At 62.6% G+C, this 17,253-nt stretch carries 18 protein-coding genes; 15 read left to right on the top strand and 3 right to left on the bottom strand.

The features are described from left to right. From ACOY6C_RS06795 to ACOY6C_RS06760, 8 genes are all read left to right on the top strand, one after another. Positions 1-696, top strand: a complete 696-nt coding sequence (locus tag ACOY6C_RS06795) for a hypothetical protein (RefSeq protein WP_420904728.1) — start codon at positions 1-3, stop codon at positions 694-696. Positions 697-698: 2 nt separating this feature from the next. Beyond that, a complete protein-coding gene (locus tag ACOY6C_RS06790; RefSeq protein WP_420904727.1) occupies positions 699-1,376 on the top strand; it encodes a type II secretion system protein in 678 nt (225 codons plus the stop codon). A gap of 238 nt (positions 1,377-1,614) precedes the next feature. Continuing rightward, positions 1,615-2,145, top strand: a complete 531-nt coding sequence (locus ACOY6C_RS06785) for a hydrogenase maturation protease (RefSeq protein WP_420904726.1) — start codon at positions 1,615-1,617, stop codon at positions 2,143-2,145. Then, on the top strand, positions 2,120-3,211 hold the full coding sequence (locus tag ACOY6C_RS06780; protein WP_420904725.1) for a hydrogenase small subunit: 1,092 nt from the start codon (positions 2,120-2,122) through the stop codon (positions 3,209-3,211). Before ACOY6C_RS06785 ends, ACOY6C_RS06780 begins: the two co-directional genes overlap by 26 nt. Continuing rightward, the gene (locus tag ACOY6C_RS06775) at positions 3,208-3,876 is read left to right on the top strand and encodes a hypothetical protein (protein ID WP_420904724.1); all 669 of its coding nucleotides are present in this window, start codon (positions 3,208-3,210) and stop codon (positions 3,874-3,876) included. The genes ACOY6C_RS06780 and ACOY6C_RS06775 overlap by 4 nt, the downstream gene beginning before the upstream one ends. Next, entirely contained in the window at positions 3,873-5,231 is a 1,359-nt protein-coding gene (locus ACOY6C_RS06770) for a (Fe-S)-binding protein (RefSeq protein ID WP_420904723.1), read from the top strand. The genes ACOY6C_RS06775 and ACOY6C_RS06770 overlap by 4 nt, the downstream gene beginning before the upstream one ends. Further along, the gene (locus ACOY6C_RS06765; RefSeq protein ID WP_420904722.1) at positions 5,228-6,958 is read left to right on the top strand and encodes a nickel-dependent hydrogenase large subunit; all 1,731 of its coding nucleotides are present in this window, start codon (positions 5,228-5,230) and stop codon (positions 6,956-6,958) included. Before ACOY6C_RS06770 ends, ACOY6C_RS06765 begins: the two co-directional genes overlap by 4 nt. Before the next feature lie 307 nt (positions 6,959-7,265). Next, positions 7,266-7,544, top strand: coding sequence for a hypothetical protein (locus tag ACOY6C_RS06760; protein ID WP_420904721.1), 279 nt, complete (start codon positions 7,266-7,268; stop codon positions 7,542-7,544). Positions 7,545-7,572: 28 nt separating this feature from the next. Here the strand turns inward: ACOY6C_RS06760 and ACOY6C_RS06755 are convergent, their stop codons facing one another. After that, positions 7,573-9,147 (bottom strand): GlcNAc-transferase family protein, encoded by a 1,575-nt coding sequence (locus ACOY6C_RS06755; protein ID WP_420904720.1) that lies wholly within the window; start codon positions 9,145-9,147, stop codon positions 7,573-7,575. Between the two features lie 166 nt (positions 9,148-9,313). On the opposite strand from ACOY6C_RS06755, the gene ACOY6C_RS06750 reads away from it, so the two are divergent. Continuing rightward, positions 9,314-10,612, top strand: coding sequence for a hypothetical protein (locus ACOY6C_RS06750; RefSeq protein WP_420904719.1), 1,299 nt, complete (start codon positions 9,314-9,316; stop codon positions 10,610-10,612). Positions 10,613-10,714: 102 nt separating this feature from the next. On the opposite strand, the gene ACOY6C_RS06745 is transcribed toward ACOY6C_RS06750, so the two are convergent. Beyond that, positions 10,715-11,887 carry an ankyrin repeat domain-containing protein gene (locus tag ACOY6C_RS06745; protein ID WP_420904718.1) on the bottom strand — a complete coding sequence of 391 codons (1,173 nt, stop codon included), beginning with the start codon at positions 11,885-11,887 and terminating at the stop codon, positions 10,715-10,717. 308 nt (positions 11,888-12,195) lie between these two features. On the opposite strand from ACOY6C_RS06745, the gene ACOY6C_RS06740 reads away from it, so the two are divergent. The 4 genes from ACOY6C_RS06740 to ACOY6C_RS06725 all read left to right on the top strand — a co-directional run bounded on the left by ACOY6C_RS06740 (position 12,196) and on the right by ACOY6C_RS06725 (position 15,222). Further along, entirely contained in the window at positions 12,196-13,083 is an 888-nt protein-coding gene (locus ACOY6C_RS06740; RefSeq protein WP_420904717.1) for a DMT family transporter, read from the top strand. A gap of 110 nt (positions 13,084-13,193) precedes the next feature. Then, entirely contained in the window at positions 13,194-14,411 is a 1,218-nt protein-coding gene (locus ACOY6C_RS06735; protein WP_420904716.1) for a cation diffusion facilitator family transporter, read from the top strand. A gap of 130 nt (positions 14,412-14,541) precedes the next feature. Next, positions 14,542-14,865 (top strand): hypothetical protein, encoded by a 324-nt coding sequence (locus ACOY6C_RS06730; RefSeq protein ID WP_420904715.1) that lies wholly within the window; start codon positions 14,542-14,544, stop codon positions 14,863-14,865. A 57-nt stretch (positions 14,866-14,922) separates the two neighbouring features. Then, entirely contained in the window at positions 14,923-15,222 is a 300-nt protein-coding gene (locus tag ACOY6C_RS06725) for a YciI family protein (protein WP_420904714.1), read from the top strand. Here ACOY6C_RS06725 and ACOY6C_RS06720 read toward each other — a convergent pair. Then, positions 15,203-15,700, bottom strand: a complete 498-nt coding sequence (locus tag ACOY6C_RS06720) for a putative molybdenum carrier protein (RefSeq protein WP_420904713.1) — start codon at positions 15,698-15,700, stop codon at positions 15,203-15,205. The genes ACOY6C_RS06725 and ACOY6C_RS06720 overlap by 20 nt on opposite strands. Positions 15,701-15,851: 151 nt before the next feature. On the opposite strand from ACOY6C_RS06720, the gene ACOY6C_RS06715 reads away from it, so the two are divergent. Beyond that, entirely contained in the window at positions 15,852-16,745 is an 894-nt protein-coding gene (locus ACOY6C_RS06715) for a sensor histidine kinase (RefSeq protein WP_420904712.1), read from the top strand. Positions 16,746-16,748: 3 nt separating this feature from the next. After that, entirely contained in the window at positions 16,749-17,222 is a 474-nt protein-coding gene (locus ACOY6C_RS06710) for a chemotaxis protein CheD (protein WP_420904711.1), read from the top strand. The last annotated feature ends 31 nt before the right edge of the window (positions 17,223-17,253 follow it).

Raw genomic sequence — 17,253 nt, 5'->3', positions numbered from 1 at the left:
ATGGTCCGCCCGCTCCCCTGGCGTCTGATCACCCCGTTGATCGTGATCGCCCTTCTGCAAACGGTGTGGCGACTCCAGACACCCCGAGCCGAGCCGGTCGCCACCTCCCTGGAGCCACCCCCTTCCGTGGCCGTGCTGCGCTTGACCACCCTCAACGATCCCATCGTCGCATCCCTGTCATGGGGAATCCGACTGCAAACCTTCGATCAACAACCCGGTCTCCAACTCCCCCTGCGCACCATCGATCCGGAACGGCTGATCGCCTGGCTCGAGCGACTGCTGGCCCTGGACCCGCACGCGGGATTGCCGTTGGATCTGGCGCTGAAGATTCACGGCTTCGTGCCCGATCCGGCCCGTCAGCGGCGCATGCTCGATTTCATCCACCAGGCGTTTCTGGAGAATCCGGCGCAACGCTGGCCATGGCTGGCCCGCGCGGCCAGCGTGGCCAGACACCGCTTGAACGACAACCGGCTGGCACGGTATTATCTCAACAGCCTCGAATCCCACCTGGAGCCAAAAGAAATCCCCTTTTGGGTGGATGGATTGCATGCCAGAATCCTCGAGGAACTGGGAGAACCAAAAGAGGCGCGCAACCGGCTCGCGGCGCGCCTCGAACGCGGCGGGGACACCCCGGCTCAACAAAGGGCCATGCGCATCGGCATGGAACGTTTACGAACCGCAACCGGAGAGGAATGAGCATGCAGCGATTACGCGGAAGTTCACAAAAGGGGTTCAGCCTGGTCGAAATCGCCATCGTGCTGATGATCATCGGCCTTCTGATCGGCGGGGTGCTCAAGGGAATGAGCATGGTGAAAAACACCAAGATCAAACGTCTGGCCCTGGATACCCAGGCCACCCAGGGGGCGATCAACACCTATGCGGACGCCTACTGGATGCTGCCGGGCGACGATGCCGGGGCGGCGAGCCGCTGGGCGGTGGGAGCCACGCCCGGCAATGGCAACGGCATGATCGAGGGGCTGTTTCTGGCCCCGCCGGCCAACCGCGTCCCCTCGTCTTCCGCATCGCCCGCCGAGACCGCGCTGGCCTGGAACCATCTGTATTGCGAAGGGCTCTTGAAGGGGACGTGCCTGCCGAACGGAACCACCACCCCGATTGCCCAGCCTCTCAATCCGGCAGGAGGGCTCACCGGCATCGCCGATGGACGTCTGAGCCAGGTGCTCGGCATCACCAAAAAGATGGTCTGCATGAAGGACATCCCCTCGGAGTACGCCATGGTCTACGACACCCAGTTCGACGACGGCCACGGGGAGACCGGCGACATTCGCGGCAGCGACCACAACGAGGACGAAACCACCCCCGGCACCGCCACCCCCTATCAACCCGACAGGCGCATCCACATCTGCACCGGGTTCTGACCGCATACCCAGAAACCGGATCATCCTCTCGCTCACACGGTTGAAACCACCCAACGCACGAACCCGGATCCGCCTGAACACAACAGGCGGATCTTTTTTTGAATTCGCCTCAATGATGGCATACATTGCGCATCGTGACCATTTATTACAAAAAAATATGCGGAAATCTGACGCGGTTTAATGTATAAGAATATTCAAGCATTCTTACACATGCTACCTTGATCCGAAGGAGACGCGCATGGGCATGCCGGTACTGGTTCTGGGGGTGGGCAATGTGCTCCTGAGTGACGAAGGGGCCGGCGTGCATCTGTTGTCCCTGCTCAAAAACCATCCCGAACTCCCGGAAGGGGTCACCTGTCTGGATGGCGGCACCCTGGGCTTTGAATTGGCCTCGGTGATGGCCGATCTCCCGGCCCTGATCATCGTGGACGCGGCCAATCTGGGCGAAAATCCCGGCACGATCCGCCTCTTCGAAGGGGCCGAAATGGATCTCTGGATGTCCGGAGGCCGACGCAGCGCCCACGAAGTGGGTCTGTCCGATCTGCTGGACTCCCTCAAACTCGACGACGCCCTGCCGGTTCGACGCGCCCTGGTGGCCATTCAACCAGCCTCCCTCGGCTGGGGCACCACCCTCACCCCCCCCGTATCCGTGGCACTCCCCGAAGTCGCGGTCGCGGTGATTCATCTGATCCGTCTGTGGCGGCAGTCGTCCGCCGATCCATTTGCAAACGAGGAGCACTCCCATGAAAACGACCGGAACACTCGGTGAGCTGTTGCTCGACCGAGGGGTGAGCCGACGCGCCCTGTTGCGTTACGGCGCTGCCCTGGCCGCCGCGCTGGCGTTGCCCGTCGGCGCAGGAAAGGCCCTGGCCAAAGGCCTGGCAAGCGCGCGTCGTCCCTCGGTGATCTGGCTGTCGTTGCAGGAGTGCACCGGCTGCACCGAGGCGCTGACGCGCGCCTATGCCCCCACCCTGGAACAACTGATCCTGGAGTCGATCTCCCTGGATTACCACCACACCCTCCAGGCCGCCTCCGGCACCGCCGCGGAAGAGGCCCGCGAGGCGGCGATGCGCGAAAATCCCAACGGCTATCTGGTGGTGGTGGATGGCGCGGTGCCGCTGGGTGGCAAGGGGTTCTCCACCATCGCCGGCGTGGACAACCGCACCCTGCTGGAAGAGACCGTCAAGGGAGCGGTGGGGGTGATCGCGGTGGGCAGTTGCGCCGCCTTCGGAGGACTGCCCATGGCCCATCCCAACCCCACGGGCGCGGCCCCCATCTCGGCGGTGGTGCGCAACAAACCGGTGATCAACCTGCCCGGCTGTCCGCCGATCCCGGAGGTGATGGTGGGGGTGGTGGCGCACTTTCTCGCCTTTGGCAAATGGCCGGTGCTCGACAACCTGAACCGTCCCCGCTCCTACTACGGCGAAACCCTGCACGACCGCTGCTACCGCCGCCCGTTCTACGATCGGGGGCTGTTTGCGGAGCGGTTCGACGACGAGGGAGCCCGCAAGGGGTGGTGTCTGTTCAAGCTCGGCTGCAAGGGACCGGTCACCTACAACGCCTGCGCCACCCTGAAATGGAACGGCGGGGTGAGTTTTCCCATCCAGTCCGGACACGGATGCCTGGGCTGCTCGGAGCCGCGCTTCTGGGACGCGGGCGGCTTCTACCGCGCCCTGTCGGCCCCGGCGCCCCTGTCGCGTCGGGTCATCCCCATCGCCGTGGCGGGCGGCGCGATCCTGGGAGCCGGCGTGGCTTTGTCCAACCGCCGCCAACAGAACGCCAGCCGCGCGGCCACCCCGGTCCTGCAACTCGACGATTTGGAGAGATCCTCATGAACACCCTCGCCTCCGACCTGCTGATCTGGGCGCGTGGACCCGGTTTCCACGCGGCATTGGCCCTGTTTCTGGTGGGGCTCATCTGGCGACTGGTGGAGATCTACTCCCTCGGCCACCCGCGCCGCTGCCTGGCCACCCCCCTAAAGGATGGCCCGACCGAGGGGTTCAAAACCGTCTTCCGGCGCTTTCTGCCTGCGCCGGGCATGTTCGCCCGCGCGCCGGTGACCTATCTGGGCGGCTGGGTGTTCCATGCCGGCTTTTTCATCGTGCTGTTCTTCTTCGCCCCGCACATCGAGATCTTCCGGAGCCTGCTGGGGATCCGCTGGCCGGCGTTGAGCAATCCCCTGATCGAACTGGCCACGGTCGCCGCCCTGATCGCCATGATCCTGGTGCTGGTGAGTCGCATCACCAACCCGGTGAAGCGGTTTTTGTCCACCTTCATGGATTACTTCGGCTGGGCGCTCACCTTCCTGCCGCTCCTCACCGGCTGGCTCGCCTGGCATGAACTGCTCTTGCCTTATACCTGGTCGTTGGCCCTGCATGTGCTCTCCGCGGATCTGCTGCTGGCACTGCTGCCCTTCACCCGCCTGCTGCACGGGGTGACGGCCTTCCCATCGCGTTGGTACACGGGCGTCTGGTTCGGACGCAAGGGGGTGCAATCATGAGCGCGACCTTGGAACGGGGGCTCAACGCCTTCCGCAACTTCCTGAATGCGCCGGCGGCGAGCTTCTTCGCCTCCTGCGTCCACTGCGGGCTGTGCGCCGAATCCTGCCTTTTCTACACCGAAAGCAAGGATCCGCGCATGGCGCCGATCCACAAACTCGAACCGATGCGTCGGCTCTGGGAGCGGGAGTTCACCCTGCTGGGACGCATTCAGGCCATTCTGGGCCTTCTGCCCGAGGTGACCGACGCGGAACTGGCCTCCTGGAGCGAACTGGTCTTCGACACCTGCACCCTGTGCGGACGCTGTTCGATGGTCTGCCCGGTGGGCAACGATCTGGTCTACATGATCCGACGCATGCGCGAAGGGATGGCCGCCTCGGGACACGCCCCGGCGGATCTGGTGGGGGCCACCCGGCGCAACCTGGAAAAAGGGAGCGCCATGGGGGTCACGATCGACACCCTCATGGCCCAGATCCGCCATCAGGAAGCGGAACTCGGGGTCGAGATCCCGCTCGATCGCGAGGGGGTCGATTACATGGTGCTGCTCTCCTCCATGGAGATCGTGCAGTTCCCGGAGTACATCGGCGCGGTGGCGCGCATCTTCAAGCAGGCCGGCGTCACCTGGACCATCAGCACCCAGGCCTTCGAGGCCACCAACGGCGGCATTCAGATCGGCGTGCCGGACATCGCCCGGCGCATCGTGATGCGTACCGTGGAGGTGGCCGAGCGACTGAAGATCAAAACCGTGATCTGCCCGGAGTGCGGACACGGTTTCCGGGCGCTGCGCTGGGAGGGAGAGGATCTGATCGGACGCAAATACGGCTTCCAGGTGCAACACATCCTGGAGGTGCTCGACGAACTGCGCGCCCAAGGTCGGCTGCCCCTCGACAAAAACCTCGACGACCGCCCGTTGACCTACCACGATCCCTGTCAGATCGTGCGCCGTGGCGGGGTGATCGAAGCGCCCCGGAATCTTCTGAAACAGGTGGCCAGCGACTTCCGCGAAATGGCCGATCACGGCACCATGAACTGGTGTTGCGGCGGCGGCGGCGGCGTGAGCACCCTGGAGCGGGCCGAACCGTGGCGTATTCTGGCCTTCAAGCGCAAGAAGGAGCAGATCGAAACCCTGGGTGTGCATACCCTGGTGACCGCCTGCGCCAACTGCCGGATGGTGATCGAGGAGGATCTCGACAAGTATGCCATGGACATCGAGGTGGTGGGACTCACCGAACTGGTGGCCGAACACCTTTTACCGCAGGAGTCCCGCGAGGGAATCCCACGGGAGGGGGGTGAGAGGAAACTCCCCCCATCGTACCCATTCGAGAACCATTCTGACCGGCAGGAGCAACTCCCATGACGCAACGTCTCGTGGTGGATCCGATCACGCGCATCGAGGGCCATCTGCGCATCGAGGCCGAAATGGACGGCGACACCATCCGGGAGGCCTACTCTTCCGGAACCATGGTGCGCGGCATCGAATTGATTTTAAAAGGGCGCGACCCGCGCGATGCCTGGGCCTTCACACAGCGCATCTGCGGGGTCTGCACCCTGGTGCATGCCATCGCCTCGGTGCGCGCGGTGGAAGATGCGCTGGACTGGGAGATCCCGCCCAACGCGCAACTTATTCGCAATCTGATGATCGGCGCCCAGTATGTACACGATCATGTGATGCATTTTTACCACCTGCACGCCCTCGATTGGGTGGATGTGGTATCCGCCCTGAAAGCCGATCCCGCGGCCACCGCCGATCTGGCCCGTGCGGTGGGATCGCGGGCGCCGGGTTCGCCGGGTCACTTCGCCGACGTGCTCAAGACGCTCAAGGGGTTCGTGGAGAGCGGCCAACTGGGGATCTTCCGGAACGGCTACTGGGGTCATCCGGGGTATCGGCTGCCGCCCGAGGCGAATCTCATGGCGGTCTCCCATTATCTGGACGCCCTGCGCTGGCAACGGGAGGTGGTGAAGATCCACGCCCTGTTCGGCGGCAAGAATCCGCACCCCAACTTCCTGGTGGGCGGGGTGCCGTGCGCGATCTCGCTGGAGAGCGGCGCCCAGGCCGGCACCGCGGTGGACATGAACGCGCTGGCCACGGTTCGCAACGTGATCCGTTCCATGCGCGAGTTCGTGGATCACGTCTATCTGCCGGATCTGATGGCCATCGCCAGCTTCTACAAGGATTGGGGAACCGTGGGCGAGGGGGTGGGGAACTTCCTTTGTTACGGGGATCTGCCCGGCACCACGATGAAGGATCCGGCGTCGTTCTTCTTCCCGCCCGGCGTGATCCTGAACCGGGATCTCTCAAAGATCCATCCGGTGGATCTGCGCGCCGAGGAGGAGATCCAAGAGTTCGTGGCGCGCTCCTGGTATGACTATGCCGGCGGCAAGGAGCGGGGATTGCACCCCTTCGCCGGGGAGACCAAACTCAACTACACCGGTCCCAATCCGCCTTACGAGCAGCTGGAGGTGGAGAAATCCTACTCCTGGCTCAAGACGCCGCGCTGGCGCGGCAAGCCGGTGGAGGTGGGACCGCTGGCGCGGGTATTGATGCTCTTTGCCAAGGGGCACGAGCCGACCCAGGCGTTGGTGCAAAAGACCCTCTCCACGCTGAACATCCCGGTTTCGTCCCTCTTCTCCACCCTGGGCCGCACCGCGGCGCGCGGACTGGAGACCAAACTGCTCGCCGATGCCCTGGATGGCTGGCTCGACCAGCTCATCGGGAACATTCGCGCCGGGGATTTCCGCACCGCCAACGCCGCCAAGTGGGAACCCTCGACCTGGCCGGCCACGGCCAAGGGGGTGGGGTTCATGGAGGCCCCGCGCGGGGGACTGGCCCACTGGATCGTGATCCAGAAGGGGGTCATCGCCAACTATCAAGCGGTGGTGCCGAGCACCTGGAATGCCGGTCCGCGTGATCCGGACAACGTAAGCGGTCCCTACGAGGCGGCCCTGCGCGGTCACAAGCTGGCCAATCCCAAGCAGCCTCTGGAGATCCTGCGCACCATCCACAGCTTCGACCCCTGCATCGCCTGCGCGGTCCATCTGGTGGATCCCAACGACGGCGAGCGCATCGAGGTGAAGATCGTATAGAGAGGACGCCCCCGTGGAACCCGGCATCCACGGTTCCACGGGGGGACACATCCGATGGACAGCCCATCCCTCACCGCCATTGACCCGCATCCACGGTTCCACGGGGAATCACCCTGGATCCGCAATGATCGAATCCTTGTCATACGCCGTCCCTTGCGCGTCCGAACCACTCCTTGGTATGCTTAACGAAACTCTATAGCGTCTCTGGTCCCGTTCCTGCATGCAATCGGTTATCCGCTCTTTGTCATCCGAGCGAACCGACAAAGGGATGACGCATTTGCACGTTGAGAATCAAGGGGATTTGACCATGCGCGCACCTTCCATGGCCGGTTTGAATGCCGATCAGATGCCACACGCGGGATTGCATGCCAAAAAGCTGCTCGACGCCAACGAGGAACGCATCAACGCGCTGTACAACACCCTGAAAATGCTCGAGCGCGAACGCCGCACCCTCTGTGGTCATCTCCGGGGCAACGAAAGCCTGACCGCCAACGAGATCAACTGGCTGTTTCGTCCGCCGACCGCGCCGTTGAACGAGGATGAATATTTTGCCGAAAAGCTCGGCATCATGCACGGTCGCTGCTGATTACCCTCCCATATGGCGACTGGCGGGTTCACCAATCCGCCAGTCGCCACACCCCCAAGAACCGCTCATGACGCGCCTTGCCATCCGGAATCAACAGGATCGGTTCCGGGAGCGCGAACGGTGGCGCGGTCAGATTCACCTTGTGCCAGTGGCCGAGGGTGGTCTCCTCGTTGACCGCGTTGGGAAAGGTGGTGGCCAACAGATGGCGGCTCTCGCCGCGTTTGAAGTTGCGCAACGCCTTGAGAACCAAATCGTTGGGCAGATGGGTCAACACATTCCGACATAGAATCCCGTCCGCGCGCGGCAAGACCGTGTGGCAGATCTCGGCCACCCCGAACAGATGGTTGGCGCGGTCGCCGTGCAACGTCCGGTTGTGGCGGATCATCTCCTCCACCACGTCGTAGCCCAGATAAAGATCCAACCCCTTCGACACTCCGGCCATCCAGTTCAGATCCCCACACCCGGCATCCACCAGCACCCGCACCCCCAGACGCGCCAGGGTCTGCTCGAGCCGGGCGCGCAACTCGCTGGTGGCGCGCAACTCCGACCCCTCGCCGCTGCGGGTCTCCCGGCTCCCCCAGGTGTTCTCGGCATGGATGCGGGTGAAGATCCTTTCGATCTCCACGCCGATCCCGAAGGTGGGCGGATGGGACGGAAAGTGGCCATCCGATCCGCGCGTGCCGATCACCCGCCGGCGCAAATCCACATCCGCATAGGCCATATAGCCATCCAGGGTGCGCACCTGCCCCATGCCGTACCGTTCGATCTCCCGCAACACCTCCGGATCGGTGGAGGGACGCACCTCCAACAGATGTTCCAGGCGCGCCACGGCGTTTTTGTGCATCCGGTTCCAGTCGCCACGGTGATCATCCCAGTGCTTGTTGCGCTCCCGTTCGGTATAATCGTGGTAAAGGATCACGTCGTTGGGGGTGAACAAGTCATAGCCATGGGTCCAGAGCCGGGCCGAAAGCGTGATCTCCTCGCCGTGGAAGTAAAGATAGGGATCATAGGGCACCTCGTTCACCATGCTTCCCTTGGCGAACACCATGCCCGCGCCGATGAAAGCCGCCGGCGGGGGCTGTTCGGGCTTGGGGTCCAGGGCGAGATACTCCCCTTGCGGAATCAGGATGCCGTCGCGGTTGAACTTCTTGGCGCGCAGATGGGGCAATCCCTTGGCGAGTCGCTCGTCCGGGGGGAGGTATTTGTTGGGATGGGTGGAGAGGACCGGTTTGGGCGAAGGACAGGCGTGCAGCATGCGGATCAACTTCACGTCCCAATCCGGATCAAAGCGGGTGTGGCTGTCGATCTGGAGGAAATAGGCCTCATTGCCGAAGAGATCGGTCTGGATGAGGCTGCGCGCCCAGCAGGCCCCGCGGCTTTCGGCGACCGGCACGATCCGTCCGCGCACCTGGTCGCGCCAGGCATCCGGCACGGCGGTGAACTCCGGGCCATCCACGTCGGGCAGAATCTGCCACAACACCCCGACCGAGACCCGCTCGGGATGGCGCGCCTTGGCAAAGAGATCCACCAGGGTGGGTGCGCATTCGCTGTCGCGATAACTGGCGATCGACACGAACAGGGTGGCGGTTGCGACGTGATCCATGGAACGGTCCTGGGTGTGGGGTGATGCGGTCACGGGATGGGGAGTTGACGACTCAAACCGCATCCGGTCTGAATTATGTCGCTTTTTCCGTTGAAAAAAAAGAGAGAGTCCGGGAGATTCCCCTCCCAGGGTCTGGTTTTTGGCGCGACGGGCGCCTGGAGGCACAATGAATCGGTTCGGAATCGAGCATCGCGCTCACATGGGTCGGGTGGGTCGAGTGGGTCGGGTGGGTTGGGCCCGGGTGGGTTGTGCCTGGCTGATGCTGGCAAACGCGCCGGTTCATGCCGATGCAACGCCCACCCCTGCCCCGCTCCAGGCCACCCTGGAGGCGGTGCGCCGGGTGGAGGATCCGGGTTGTGGAACAGGCCGGATCCGGCTCGAAGGACTGTATCGGGTGACCGGCGCGGATCCGGTGGAGCTGTTGATCGAACGGGTGGAGGCGGAGGGGAAGACGGTTCAGGAACCGGTCAGCCAGGTGGATCCGGAGGGGCGGGTGTTGGATGCCCGCTGCGTGACACGCAACCAGACGGAACATGCCGAGGTGCGGTTGCGGTCGGTGTCGGGGGCGCAATCGGCGCCTTTCAAGGTGGAGTCCAATCCGAACGACACGCGCCCCTCAGCCGCGCCCACGGAACGGATCGCGGTGAACCGCGCCACCCGCCATCAGCAGTTCAACACCGAAAAAAGACCGAACCAGCGCGGCACCTGCTGTTGGCACTATGTGTACATCACCTATCCCTGGCAACGGGAGGAGCCGGTCACGGAGATCGCCATTCCTCTGACCCTGGAGCCGTTTCCGCTGGATGGCGGACGTCTCTATCTGCAATTGCACTCGGCCTTGAACGGCATCTCGTTTTATTTCGGCCTGCAAACCGAGTTGCGACTGCATGACACGTTGCATGGACCGGGTGCGATCTTCTCGCGGTGGGACTCCCAGGATCCGCGAGATCTGAAAACCGCGCCAGGAGGATTCTCGGAGATCGGGGCCTACGAGGGGCGGTTTGTCAGCGTGCGCAAGCCGTTCGAACCCGGAACCGGTGAAGTGACCCTGCGCCTGCGCGCCCGAGCGGACGAATCGAGCCGGGAGCATGTGTGGTTGGAGCTGGGGGTGATCCGCTCGCTTCGGGAGGGCGGGCGCGAGGAGATTCAGGTTGGCGCGTTGCGGTTTCCGGGCACCACCGCCCGTCTGACCAAGCGGCTCAAAGTGGCGGTGGAGAGTTATGATCTGAAAAATCCGGCCATTGCCTCGACCTGGCGCGTGCCCTGTTTTGTCTGGTCCCTCGCCTCCCCGCGTCTGGATGGGCTTCCGATCGCCGCACCCCCCCGGATCGACTATCCGGAAAACGCGCCCCGCATCGTGCGCGCCACCCCGGTTGATCGGGGTGGCGTGCAAGCGCGGCGCATCGGTTGGAGCTGGAACGGACGCGAGGTGCGGGCATGCGCAGAAGACGCTGCGGAGCGATGAGCGTTCTGAGTTTGTCTGACCACCTCTGAAACCATGGCTCCCCCTCGGAACAACCAGGCGGCCAGAAGCGAACGACGCATCAGGACGAACGATGCCTGGGGATCAGCGGTTGCCGGAAGGAGCGGTCACGTTGCCGGAGGGCAAGCGCGCCCCGACACCCGACGCGGAGGCCGCCGAGGCTCCATCCCGCACATTCGCTGACGCGCGCATGGCGTTGGCCGCGTTCTTCTTGACGAATTTCAGATCCTCCTCGCGCGCGGCCAGGAGTTTGACCACCCCGTCGTGGCCTTTTTGCCTGGCCAAAGTCAACGGGGTGTTGCCGATCTTGTCCTTGGCGTCCAGATTGGCACCATGGCCGAGCAGAATGCCGGTCACCTCGGCATGACCACGCATGGCCGCCCAGTGCAACGGGGTCTCCTGGTACTCGGCCAACGGGTTGATGTCGTTCATCCAGCGGATCAGGAACTTCACCATCTCGGCATGCCCCTCGCCGCTCGCCCAGTGCAACGGGGTATCGCCCGACTCGGCGCGCACATCCACCCGCCCCTTCATCGCGAACAGATACTCGGCCATGGGAATATCCCCCAACCGGGCGGCCCAGAAAAGCGGGGTACGTCCCTGGCGGTTGGCCAGATTCGGATCCGCGCCGTTTTCCACCAGCAGGGCGACCATCTTGTCGTGCCCGGCTTCGGCAGCCCATTGCAACGGCGTATCGCCGCTCTCATCCTGACTGTTGAGATTGGCGCGCGCGGCCAGCAGCACCCGGGCCAGATGGAGATTCCCCTCGGCGGCCACCCAGTGCAGGGGGGTCTGACCGGTACGGTTCGGCACATCCGGCTTGGCGCCCGCTTTAAGCAGCAGCCGGGCCAGATCCTCGTTTCCGCCATTGGCCGCGAGCATGTGCAATGCGGTGTCGCCGCGCCGATCCTGGGCATTGACCTCGGCCTTCTGCTTCAAAAGCGCCTCCACCAGATCCGCCTTGCCCTTGATGGCCGCGAAATGAAGGGGCATCAGACCAAAACCGTCCGGGGTGTTGATCAGTTGCCCGGCGGCGATCAACTTCAGGGCGACATCGGGGGTATCGGCCTCGATCGCCTGATGCAGCGCCGTGCGCGACGTGGCGGGGGTCTCGGAGGTGGTTTGCACCGCCTGAACGGGCGCGGATTCAGCCCACGCCGGGGATACGCACAGGCTCCATGCACCCAGGGCCGCAAGAGCACTCAGGGTGGCGCGATGAAAGGTCCGGGACGTGGAAGGGATCAAAGATGGCGTCATGGTCTTGAATCGATCCTGTCAGGGCAACGTGGATTGATTGTGAAGTCGATCGTGGGCGATGTCGCTGACGCGATCGAGTTATTAAAAAGGATTTGCAATTGCCGTGCCTGCAACCCACAACATCTTGTTCCAGGAAACATTATTCCCGTTTCACATCATCCTTTGTCTCCCGATCCGGACCCATGCGTCAAGGTTGACAAGGTGCCCAACCCGAAGAAGATGCTCGCCGTCTTTGCATTCCTGCGCGTGGTTGGTCTATAGTGATTCTTCCAGCGCCACTTCCAGATCAACCGCACGGAATCGATGACATGCCGACCTGGCTGGTATTCTTGATGGTGACCCTCATCTGGGGCAGCACCCCCATGGCGATCCAGTGGAGCCAGGATGGCATCGGTTATGCCCTGGCGGTCACCACCCGCATCGCCATCGGCGCCCTGCTGTTCCTGCCTCTGCTGCCCTGGCTGAAAAAACATCCGGCACCCCCGGTTCAACTGCTCACCGTGTCGGTGATCGCCGGACTGAACCTTTTCGCCAGCATGATCTGCGTCTACTGGGGGGCGCGCTACCTCCCATCGGGATGGATCTCCGTGCTTTTCGGTCTCGGACCGATCCTCACCGGCCTGCTGGCCACCGCCTGGCTCAAGGAACCTTTCACCCGACATCAATGGTCCGGCTCGCTGCTCGGACTGCTCGGACTGCTGACGATCTTCGCCCATGGCCACGCCGGCGGAGAGCGCACCCCGGTCGGCATCGCGGTGATCCTGCTGTCGGTGTTGATCTATTCCGCCGGCAATGTCGGCATCAAACGGTGGAATCACGGCATCTCCCCGCTCTGGGTCGCCGCCGGGTCGCTGTGGGTGGCGTTTCCACTGTTCCTGCTCTTTTTCATCCTCACCGACCACACCTGGCCGGTCACCGTGCCACCCCGCGCCATGGCCGCCATCCTCTACCTGGGCGTGGTAGCCAACGGCTTGGGGTTCGTCGGCTTCTACCTGCTGTTGAGCCGCGTCCGTCCCGCCAACGCCGCCCTGGTCACCCTCAGCGCCCCGGCGGTGGCCCTGTGGCTCGGAGCAGCCATCAACCACGAGGAGATCCAGGGCGGACTGGTGGCCGGCACGCTCCTGATCCTCACCGGTCTGGCGCTCTATCAGTGGGGCTGGCCGAAACTCTCCCCGTCACGCATCCAATCGGGGTGACCGATTCCGAATTCAGTTTCGATTCATCTGAATCTGCTATGTTCACGCGCGTCGGCCTGACAATCCGGCCCAAAAGGACTTAAAGAGTTACTCAATCAAGGATACCCAGCATGACCAATCACGCAACCAGTCACGCCCACGAACACTTCGGTCCAGTCGTCAGCAACAAAGAGGGCCACTACGCCGAGGCGCGCCTGGTGACCCTGGTGGGAACCGGCGGCGACACCCTGCTCACCCTCGGGAAACTGGTCATCGGTTTCATGGCCGGTTCTGCCGCCCTGGTCGCCGAAGGGGCCCACTCCGGAGCGGACCTGCTCTTCGATCTGGTGGTCCTGGCCGGCATGAAAATCGCCCGCAAGAAACCCGACGAGGAGCACCCCTACGGACATGGCAAGTTCGAAGGGCTGATCACCCTCCTGTTGGCATTGATCCTGATCGTCGTGGCCGGCGGGGTGGTGATCGACGCGGTGCATCGCATGAGCGAATCGAATCTCGAGGCACCCGGTCACCTGGCGTTCTGGATCGCCATGGGCTCGGTGGTGATCAAAGAGGCCCTGTTCCAATACACGGTCCGGGTGGGACGCCGGATCAAGTCGAACATCATGATGGCCAACGCCTGGCACCACCGCGCGGATGCCATCTCCTGCATCGCCGCCACCCTCGGCATCGGCGGTGCGCTGCTGGGTTTTCCGATCCTGGATCCGGTTGCCGCCATCGCCGTGGCCTTCTTCGTGAGCAAGGTGGCCTTCGAGATCGGCCACAAGGCGATCCAGGAGTTGACCGACGCCTCGACGGCGGTGGATCAGGAGACCCGTCAACAGATCCATGACCTGATCCATTCGATTCCCGAGGTGATCTCCGCCCATTTCGTCACGCCGCGTCAACTCGGTCCGGACATCATCGTGGACGTGCATGTGGTGGTCCCGATGGATCTGACCGTCTCCGAGGGGCATCAGGTGGCCGAAAAGGTCCGGCATACCCTGTTGAAAAACGTGGATGCCATCACCGAGGTGGTGGTGCATGTGGATACCGAGGACGACATGGCCAGCAGCGTGCCGATCTACGCGACCCGAAAGGAGATTCTGGCGGTGTTGCAAACGCTGTTGCCGACGGATGGGGCGATCGAGGGGGCGGACCGTCTTTATCCCCACTACTCGCGCACCGGCATTCATCTGGATCTGGTGTTGCGGGTGAAGGCAGGCAGCGGATTGGAGAGCCTGCACGCCGAAGTGGGACGACTGTGTGAAGGGCTGTTGAGTTCCAACGCGCGGATCGTCGAGGTGAAGACCAGTCTGGCCTCGGTGGAGCCGGCGCGCCTTCCCAGTTGACGACGTGGAGCCGATTCCAAGACCAGAAAGTCCGGAAAATGGGGATTCTGACTTTCAATACCTTGTCGAATGCACAGGCAGGTTGTAAGCTGAATGGTGACCTTCATTAACACTTGGCCACCGGACCGGCATGAATCACGCGCTCGACAGGGAGATTCTCGGACAAAAGGAACGTGCCATCCAGCTTGGAATCCAGGCGCACTTGGCCTTCCGCAGACACTCCGAGGCCCGCATCCATGCCATTCGGGACGGTTCCTGGCTGGACACCGCCTCCCAGACCCAGCTTTTTCGTTTGCAGTCCGAATACGACGCGCAACAGGAAGAGTATCGCAAGGCTCTGCATGCCCTGCGTGAAGTGGCGCCCGAGGAGTATGCCGTTCTGCTCAAGGAGATCGCCCAGCAGATTCGCCAGGAGGTCAGTCAATCCGCGCCCCCGGAAGGGAGCGCGGGGTAACCGGCCCTGGTGAAACCCCACGCGCCGCAAACCAGACCATTTCGGGAAGGAACGCACATGTATTTTGCCATCATCGGCGAGGACGCCCCGAACTCCCTCCCCTTGCGACTTGACGCCAGACCGGCCCACCTGGCCCGTCTCGAAACCCTGAACGCCGAAGGACGCCTGCTGCTGGCCGGTCCTTTTCCCCGCGCCACCCCGGAGGCTCCCGAGGCGCCCGGATTCTCGGGAAGCCTGATCGTGGCCGATTTTCCTACCCTGGCCGAATGCCAGGCGTGGGCCGACGCGGATCCGTATGTGCTGGCCGGGGTTTACGCCCGTGTCGCGATCCAACCCTTCAAGAAGGTTCTTCCGTGATCTCGACCCACGGGGTCCAGGTCGGCTCCCCACCCAACAAGGCATCCAGAAACGCCAGCGTCTGGGCGTGAATGCCGCGATTGCCGCGTTCGCGCGGTCCAGCGACATTCAACACGCGGATTCGATGGCTGCGTATCCAATCGCGGATTTCGTCCAGATCCACCTCCCGGTTCAGATTGATCAGTCGGTGCGCCTTCTGAATGGAACGGGCCAGTTGCGCGGTGAGCAGCGTTCCCCCGCTCAACTGTCCGCGATGCAGGATCAAGGCGCCATCGCAATCCCGCATGTTCCAGAAGGTGCGCTGACGATAATCCGCATTGGGGGTCTCGCGTAGCGGATAGGTTGGTTCAATGGGGCCATCATCGGCCTTGCGTCCCTTTGGACACCACCCCCCCACGGGTATTCCACGGGACATGGCAAAATCCAAAGCTGCCCGATCCACGCCTGTTTGACCACCTGAAATGATTCGGTTAAACACTTGTACCTCTCTTGGCTGGAAAAAATTCTACAAATAATAGATCCGCCCCAAACTTATTTCAAGTCTGCCAGTACTGGCACTTATCGTTTTTTTGGTGTAGCATGGCTTTCGCTTCCCCAGATGCACCAAATCATTTTTGGAGACTTGGATCATGGATATCCTCAGTGACGACGAACTCATAGCCGAGTTGAAAAAACGCTTCGATCAGACCAAGCAGGCCTTGTATGACGTTAAAATGATCAGCAAAAAACTGGAGGATGTCAACCATAAACTTCAGTTGTCAGAACAGGTAAAAAGCAATTTCGTTTCTCATATGAAAAACGAAATAAATAATCCTCTTTCTTGCATTTTAGGGTTGTCACAACAGTTGGTATCGTCAGCCGGAGACCCCGAAACCGTCTCCAGCGCCGCCGCCCTCATCTACAACGAAGCCTTCAGCCTCGACTTCCAACTGCGCAACATCTTCGCCGCCGCCGAACTCGAAGCCGGCGACACCACCCTCCAGCCCTCCATCCTGGATGTGAACGCCCTGGTCACCAGCGCCCTCGCCTCGTTCCGCCATCTGATCGATAGCAAACGCCTGACCGTGGACTTCGCCTCCCAACCAGAAAAGTTGTTGTTCAAAACCGATGCCGACCGCCTGGGTCTGGTCTTCGCCAATTTGCTCTCCAACGCCATCGAATTCAACGAGGAGGATGGCTGGGTCACCATCCAGGCCGAAGTCATCGACGATCACCTCACCCTCCGGGTCTCGGATACCGGACACGGCATCGACATGTCGCAACTGCATCGCCTGTTCGACCGCTTTGTCCAGGGCGAATCCGGCCTGCGCAAGAGCCACAAGGGGCATGGCCTGGGACTCTCCATCACCCAGGCGATCATCGAGTTGATGGGCGGAACCGTCTCGGTGAACTCCACCGACAACAAGGGCGCAACCTTCACCATCTCAATCCCGGAGTTGCCTGGCGACGCAGACGCGGACACCTTCTCGGTGGATGGCAACGATTTCCTTTTCGGCGACGACGACGGCATCGAGGCTTTTTGAGCCATGACCACCGGCACCGATCCATCCAGGCCCTTCCTGCTGCCTGGCGCCCTGTTCGCGCAAAACGGGGAGTATGTCATCACCACGGTCCTTGGCTCCTGCATCGCGGTATGCCTGTGGGACCGCATGCGCAAGGAGGGCGGGATGAACCACTACAAACTCCCCTTGTGGAACGGTGATGGCCTCCCCTCCCCCAAATTCGGCAACATCGCCATCGCCAAGCTGATCGAACGGATGGACGAGATGGGCTGCATGCGCCGCAACATCGTGGCCAAGGTGTTCGGAGGAGGCGCGGTGATCAAAAGCTCCTCGGGCCTGTTGAACGTCGGCGAGCGCAACATCGAGGTGGCCATCGATCATCTGGCGCGGGAGAACATTCCGATCATCGCCTCGGACATGGGCGGGGATTACAGTCGCAAGATCATCTTCAACACCGTGGACGGCACGATCATGATGAAACGGGCCGCCCCGACCTGACGCCTGTCCACCCGGCCAAAGGCACCTCCCG

It is taken from the genome of Candidatus Magnetaquiglobus chichijimensis (assembly GCF_045865675.1).
Taxonomy (GTDB): domain Bacteria; phylum Pseudomonadota; class Magnetococcia; order Magnetococcales; family Magnetaquicoccaceae; genus Magnetaquiglobus; species Magnetaquiglobus chichijimensis.
Note: the sequence above shows the minus strand (reverse complement) of the source record. Positions and strands in the feature narration are given on the sequence as shown.